Below are 6270 nucleotides of genomic sequence, written 5' to 3'. Positions count from 1 at the left end.
CTGCAGACGGCCCTCGACCTGTTCGAGGATCGCGGGGTCGAGCAGCTCGCGCAGCTCGACGGTGCCGAGCAGCTCTCCGAGCAGTGCGGGGTCGACCGAGAGAGCGGCGGCCCGACGCTCGGCGAGGGGCGAGTCGCCCTCGTACATGAACGCACCCACGTAGCCGAACAGCAGATCGCGCGCGTACGGCGAGGGCTGTGACGGCTGGGTCTCGACGAGACGGATGCGCCGATCGGCGATCGACGTCGCGAGCCTGCGCAGCGACGGCAGGTCGTAGACGTCCTGCAGCACCTCGCGCAGGGTCTCGAGGATCACCGGGAAGGTCGGATGCCGTCGCGCCACCTCGAGCAGCTGCGCCGACCGCTGGCGCTGCTGCCACAGCGGCGTGCGCTTGTTGGGGTTCATGCGCGGCATCAGCAGCGCTCGGGCGGCGCACTCGCGGAAGCGCGAGGCGAAGAGCGCCGACCCGCCGACCTCCTGCGTCACGAGCTGTTCGAGCTCGTCGGGATCGAACACGAACAGCTCGGCGCCGGGCGGCTCGGCCTCGGCATCCGGGATGCGCACGATGATGCCGTCGTCGCTCGCGACCGCCGATCCCTCGACGCCGAGGCGCTCGCGGATGCGCGCGTTGATCGCGAGTGCCCACGGCGCGTGCACCTTCATGCCGTACGGCGAGTGCAGGATGACGCGCCAGTCGCCGACCTCGTCGTGGCCGCGCTCGACCGTGAGCGTGCGGTCGGTGGGCAGGGTTCCGGTCGCCTCCCGCTGCTCGGTGAGATGCGCCATCAGGTTCAGGCGGGCCTGATCGTCGAGCCCCGCGTCGATGAGTCGCTGTGCGGCCTTCTCGGGCGTCGCCGCGGCAACCTCACGCGAGAACTTGCCGAGCGCCTCTCCGAGCTCGAACGGGCGGCCGATGCCGTCGCCGTGCCAGAACGGCACCTTGCCGGGCTGCCCGTACGCGGGAATCACGTTGACCCGGTCGTGGGTGATCTCGGCGATCCGCCAGCTGGTCGTGCCGAGTGTGAAGACATCGCCGACACGGGACTCGTAGACCATCTCCTCGTCGAGTTCGCCCACGCGTGCGCCCGTCGACTCTCCGGCGACGAACACGCCGAACAGGCCGCGATCGGGGATCGTGCCGCCGCTCGTGACCGCGATGCGCTGCGCGCCCGGGCGGCCCGTCAGCGTGCCGGCATCCCGATCCCAGACCAGTCGTGGCCGCAGCTCGGCGAACTCGTCGGAGGGGAAGCGGCCGGCGAGCAGATCGAGCGTCGCCTCGTAGGCCGAGTGGGGGAGCGACTGGAACGGTGCCGACCGGCGGACCGTCTCGAACCATTCCTCGACGCCGATCGCCCCCAGCGCGCTCGCGGCGACGGTCTGCTGCGCGAGGATGTCGAGCGGGTTGCGCGGCACCTGGATGGCCTCGATCTTGCCCGCCAGCATCCGCTCGGTGACGATCGCGGTGTGCAGCACGTCGCCCCGATGCTTCGGGAAGAGCGCCGCGCGGCTGATCTCGCCGACCTGGTGGCCCGCTCGTCCGACGCGCTGCAGACCGGATGCCGCGGAAGGGGGCGCCTCGACCTGGATCACCAGGTCGACCGCGCCCATGTCGATGCCGAGCTCGAGGCTGCTCGTCGCGACGACGCAGCGCAGCACACCGGACTTGAGCTCCTCTTCGACCTGGGCACGCTGCTCCTTCGACACCGAGCCGTGGTGGGCCTTGGCGAGCACGGGGTCGGCTCCGGCCGTGGCGCCCGCCTGGGCCATCATCGCCGCGGGCACCGTGGCATCGGGGAGGGCGAGCCCCATGCGCTCGGAGTAGATCTCGTTGAGCCGCCCGGTGAGGCGCTCGGCGAGTCGCCGGGAGTTCGAGAACACGATGGTCGACTTGTTCTGCAGGATGCGGTCGACGATCGCCTCTTCGACGTGCGGCCAGACCGATCCCGTGACCTCGGTGTACTCGGCGTCGGCTGCGTCGCCGGCATCCTTCGGAGCACCGGGCGGAGGAGGCGGGTTGGTCATGTCGTCCATCGGGACGACGACGCCGAGCTCGAACGTCTTCGACGCGGGGGGAGCGACGATCTCGACCGGGGCCGCCCCGCCGAGGAATCGTGCGACCTCGTCGATCGGCCGCACCGTGGCGGACAGCCCGATGCGCTGCGCCGGCTCCTCGTGGCCGTGGGTGCGGCGCAGAGCGTCGAGCCGTTCGAGGCTCACCGCGAGGTGGGCGCCGCGTTTGGTCGCGGCGACCGCGTGCACCTCGTCGATGATGACCGTGTGCACGTCGCGCAGCGTCTCGCCGGCCCGGCTGGTGAGCATCAGGTACAGCGACTCGGGCGTCGTGATGAGAATGTCGGGCGGATCGGAGACGAGCTTGCGGCGGTCGCTCGAGGTCGTGTCTCCTGACCGCACTCCGACCGTCACGGCCGGGGCTTCGAGGCCGAGTCGGCGGGCGGACTGCCCGATGCCGATCAGCGGGGAGCGCAGGTTGCGCTCGACGTCGACGCCGAGCGCCTTCAGGGGCGAGATGTAGAGGATGCGGGTGCGCGAGGTGTCTTTCGCCTTCGCGGCGTTCGCCTTCGCGGTCTCGTTCGCCGTGTTCTCGCTGCGTTCGCGGAACACGCTGTCGATCGCCCAGAGGAAGGCCGACAGGGTCTTGCCCGATCCTGTCGGTGCGACGACGAGAGCGTGCTTGCCCGCGGAGATCGCATTCCAGGCGCCCGCCTGCGCGGGGGTGGGCGCGGGAAAGGCACCCCGGAACCAGTCTTGCGTGGCAGGGGTGAAGCGGTCGAGCACGTCGCTCATCCCTCCATCATCACCCGTGCCACCGACATCGGGGTCGCCATTGTCCGGGGCCGCGGGCATGCTGTAGGCATGGCGTCGCACAGCACGAACTAGGTGAGCACCTTCATCGAGGTGGCCGAGGACTGCCCGGTCGACCACGCTGAAGAGCCGCCGACGGGCGAGAGGCCGACCATCGCGGCGCTGCACCACCGACTGATCGCCGAAGAGCCGTACACGCGCACGTCCGACGACGTGATCTTCATGACTCACGCGCTGCGCACCGGACTCGACCCCGACGACCCCGCAGCACGCGAGGCGTTCTTCTCGAAGGGCCAGCCCTGCCTGCGCTCCTCGCCGCTGGGCAAGCGCTACGGCTGGGGAATCGCACACGACGCCGAGGGGCGAGTCGCGCTCGTGCCCCGCGACTCCGAGGAGTACGCGCTGCTGGCCGCCGACCCCGCGATCACCCACACGAAGGCGATGCGGAGCCGGCGGGCCTGAGCCTGTCAGATCTCGGTGAGAGATCCGTCCGCCTCGATCTCGAGCGTGAGATCGAGGTCGAGCCTCGAGAGGAACGCGTCGTCGTGACTCACGACGAGCACGGCTCCGCGGTAGGCGCGCAGCGCCTCGACCAGCTGGTCGACGGTGTCGATGTCGAGGTTGTTGGTCGGCTCATCGAGCACCACCAGGTGCGGCGCCGGGTCCGAGAGCAGCAGCGTCGCCAGTGCCACCCGGAACCGCTCGCCGCCGGACAGCGCGGAGACCGGCCGATCGGCGGTGGCCCCACGGATCAGGAACCGCGCGAGCCGGTTGCGCAGTTCCTTCTCGGGCACCTGCGGCGCAGCATCCGCGATGTTCTCGAACACCGAACGCTGCTCATCGAGCCCGTCGACCCGCTGCGGCAGGTAGCCGATGCGGTCGGTGAGGGCCGTGGCCTCGAGGGTGGGCCGTTCAGAACTCAGCACCGATTGCTCGGCGCCGCCCTGACACGCCTCGTCCGCCCCGCTATCCGTCCCGAGGCGCGGCATCGATGCTGAGTCGTGAACGCCGGCGTCGCGCACCAGCCGCTCGATCAGCGTCGTCTTGCCGGCACCGTTGCGTCCGATCAGCGCGACTCGCTCGCCGCCCTGCACGATCCACGAGCGCTCCCCGTCTGCGAGCTCGGCCACACGTCGACTGCGCGAGACCTGAGGGTCGGGCAGCTCGATCTTCATCGAGGCATCCGCGCGGATCCGGCGTCCCGCCTCGTCGAGCGATGCGCGGGCGGCATCCTCCTTCGCCCCGACCTCCGTGCGCAGTCGGCCGGCCGAGACCTCGGCAGCCATCTTGCGGCCGTGCGCGATGATCTTCGGAACCCGCTTCTCGATCTCGGCCTTCTTGGCGGTGCGCGCGCGATGGGCGAGCTTCACCTCGGCCTCGATGCGCTGGCGCTTCTCCTTGCGGAACTCCTGCTTCGCGGTGACCTCGGCCTGTCGTGCCGCCTCCTGTTCGGTGTCGAGCCAGGTCCGCCACTCCGAGTACGGACCGCCGAAGACGCTCAGCGTCTGGGCGTAGAGCTCAGCGGTGTCGTCCATCAGCTCGAGCAGCGACAGGTCGTGGCTGACCACGATCAGCGTGCCCTTCCAGGCCTGGACCATCGCCGCCAGTTTCGCGCGTGCGTCGCGATCGAGGTTGTTGGTGGGCTCGTCGAGCAGCGTGATCGGCGCGCGCCGCAGGCGGATGCCGGCGATCGCGACCAGCACCGCCTCCCCTCCCGACAGCTCGCCGATACGACGGTCGAGGAAGTCGGGCGCGAGGCCGGCCTCGGCCAGCGACATCTCGGCGCGCGCCTCGATGTCCCAGTCGTCGCCGACCGCATCGAAGTGGGCAGGATCGACGTCACCGGCCCCGATCGCGCGCACGGCGTCGAGAGCCGCGGCGACTCCGAGCAGATCGGCGACGCGACGATCGACGTCGAGCGTCAACTGCTGCGGCAGGTACGCGACCTCGCCGGTCGCGGTCACGACGCCCGACGTCGCGGTCAGCTCGCCGGCGATCAGGCGCAGCAGCGTCGACTTGCCGGCGCCGTTGCGTCCGACCAGACCGGTGCGGCCGGAGCCGAACGAGCCCGAGACCGAATCGAGGGCGAGCGAGCCGTCCGGCCAGGCGAAAGTGAGGCGGTCGAGCGTGACCGCGGCGTGAAGAGCGGGTACGGGCATGGTGTGTCCTGTCGAGTGCGGGGTGCACTGACACCGGTCGCCGCACAGACCCCGTCTGAGCGGGGTGCGCCGTCGGGAGGACGGTGGGCGAAGGTCTGCCGTGGAGTCGGCGATCGTCGGGTCAGCGCGCGGAGAGATGAGCGCGGAGGCGACGGATCAGATCAAAGGACTTCCAGACACGGCGGACAGGACTCCACGACGATACCCGGGCGTGTCGGACTTCCGCAACCCCGGGCGTGTCGTCACCTCCGGCCGGGCAGCACGACCGGGTTCCCCGTGTCCGGGTCGACCATGACCCGGGCGTCGAGGTCGAACAGCGTCTTCAGCAGAGCGGCGTCGACGACATCTCTCGGGGCGCCCTCGGCGACGATCCGGCCGTCCTTCATCGCGATCAGGTGGGTCGCGTATCCGGCCGCCTGATTGATGTCGTGCAGGACGACCACGACCGTCCGCCCCTCCTCGTGCAGGCGGGTGACGAGTTCGAGGACCTCGATCTGGTGGCCGATGTCGAGGAAGGTGGTCGGCTCGTCCAGCAGCAGGATCGGCGTCTCCTGCGCGAGCGCCATCGCGATCCAGACCCGCTGTCGCTGCCCGCCGGACAGCTCGTCGATGTGTCTGTCGGCGAGGTCGACGACGTTCGTCGCCGCCATCGCATCGGCCACGGCGCGTTCGTCCTCGGCCGACCAGCTCGAGAGCACGCTCTGATGCGGGTACCGTCCGCGCGCGACGAGGTCCTCGACCGTGATGCCGTCCGGGGCCAGAGGGCTCTGCGGCAGCAGGCCCATCCTCCGCGCGACCTCCTTGGTCGACAGACGGCGGATGTCGTCGCCGTCGAGCAGCACCCGCCCCGAGCTGGCGGGAATGAGGCGAGCGAGGGCGCGGAGCAGCGTCGACTTGCCGCACGCGTTTGGCCCCACGATCACGGTCAGCCCGCCGTCGGGGATCTCGACGTCGATCCCGTCGAGCACGCCGCGGGCCCCGTAGCCCGCGCGCAGCGCCTCGGCAGCGACTCGGGTCATGGTCGTCCTCCTCGAGTGGATCGCCGGCTCTCTCTGAGCAGCAGTGCCAGCAGGTACAGGCCGCCGATGCAGATGGTGACCGCGCCGGTGGGCAGCCGCACATCAGGGATCGCATGCTGGGCGATGACGTCGGATGCGAGCAGCAGCAGCGCACCGGTCAGCGCGGCCCCCGCCAGATCCGCCGACGACCCCCGACCCGTCAGCCGGGCGCCGATCTGCGGTGCGGCGAGAGCGACGAACGCGATGGGGCCGGCGGCGGCGGTCACTGC

5 protein-coding genes are annotated in these 6270 nt (G+C 70.7%); 1 reads left to right on the top strand and 4 read right to left on the bottom strand.

The window, feature by feature from the left end:
• Positions 1 to 2805 (bottom strand): DEAD/DEAH box helicase (locus RTM68_RS15730; protein ID WP_312172694.1); only part of this gene is annotated, 2805 nt, incomplete at its 3' end.
• Positions 2806 to 2898: 93 nt separating this feature from the next.
• Here RTM68_RS15730 and RTM68_RS15725 point away from each other — a divergent pair.
• Positions 2899 to 3285, top strand: coding sequence for a DUF6157 family protein (locus RTM68_RS15725; RefSeq protein WP_312172692.1), 387 nt, complete (start codon positions 2899 to 2901; stop codon positions 3283 to 3285).
• A gap of 5 nt (positions 3286 to 3290) precedes the next feature.
• Here the strand turns inward: RTM68_RS15725 and RTM68_RS15720 are convergent, their stop codons facing one another.
• The 3 genes from RTM68_RS15720 to RTM68_RS15710 form a co-directional block, all read right to left on the bottom strand.
• Positions 3291 to 4982: an ABC-F family ATP-binding cassette domain-containing protein gene (locus RTM68_RS15720; RefSeq protein ID WP_312172690.1), complete on the bottom strand. Its 1692-nt coding sequence runs from the start codon at positions 4980 to 4982 to the stop codon at positions 3291 to 3293.
• A gap of 242 nt (positions 4983 to 5224) precedes the next feature.
• Positions 5225 to 6001: an ABC transporter ATP-binding protein gene (locus tag RTM68_RS15715; RefSeq protein ID WP_312172687.1), complete on the bottom strand. Its 777-nt coding sequence runs from the start codon at positions 5999 to 6001 to the stop codon at positions 5225 to 5227.
• A partial coding sequence (locus tag RTM68_RS15710) for an iron chelate uptake ABC transporter family permease subunit (RefSeq protein ID WP_312172684.1) occupies positions 5998 to 6270 on the bottom strand: 273 nt, incomplete at its 5' end. The genes RTM68_RS15715 and RTM68_RS15710, both read right to left, overlap by 4 nt.

It is taken from the genome of Microbacterium sp. (assembly GCF_031988965.1).
Taxonomy (GTDB): domain Bacteria; phylum Actinomycetota; class Actinomycetes; order Actinomycetales; family Microbacteriaceae; genus Microbacterium.
This window is presented reverse-complemented; position numbering and strand designations above follow the sequence as displayed.

Coding starts and splice junctions, on each gene's coding strand:
- RTM68_RS15720 (WP_312172690.1), bottom strand. CDS start 4,982: ATGCCCGTACCCGCTCTTCACGCCGCGGTCACGCTCGACCGCCTCACT.
- RTM68_RS15715 (WP_312172687.1), bottom strand. CDS start 6,001: ATGACCCGAGTCGCTGCCGAGGCGCTGCGCGCGGGCTACGGGGCCCGC.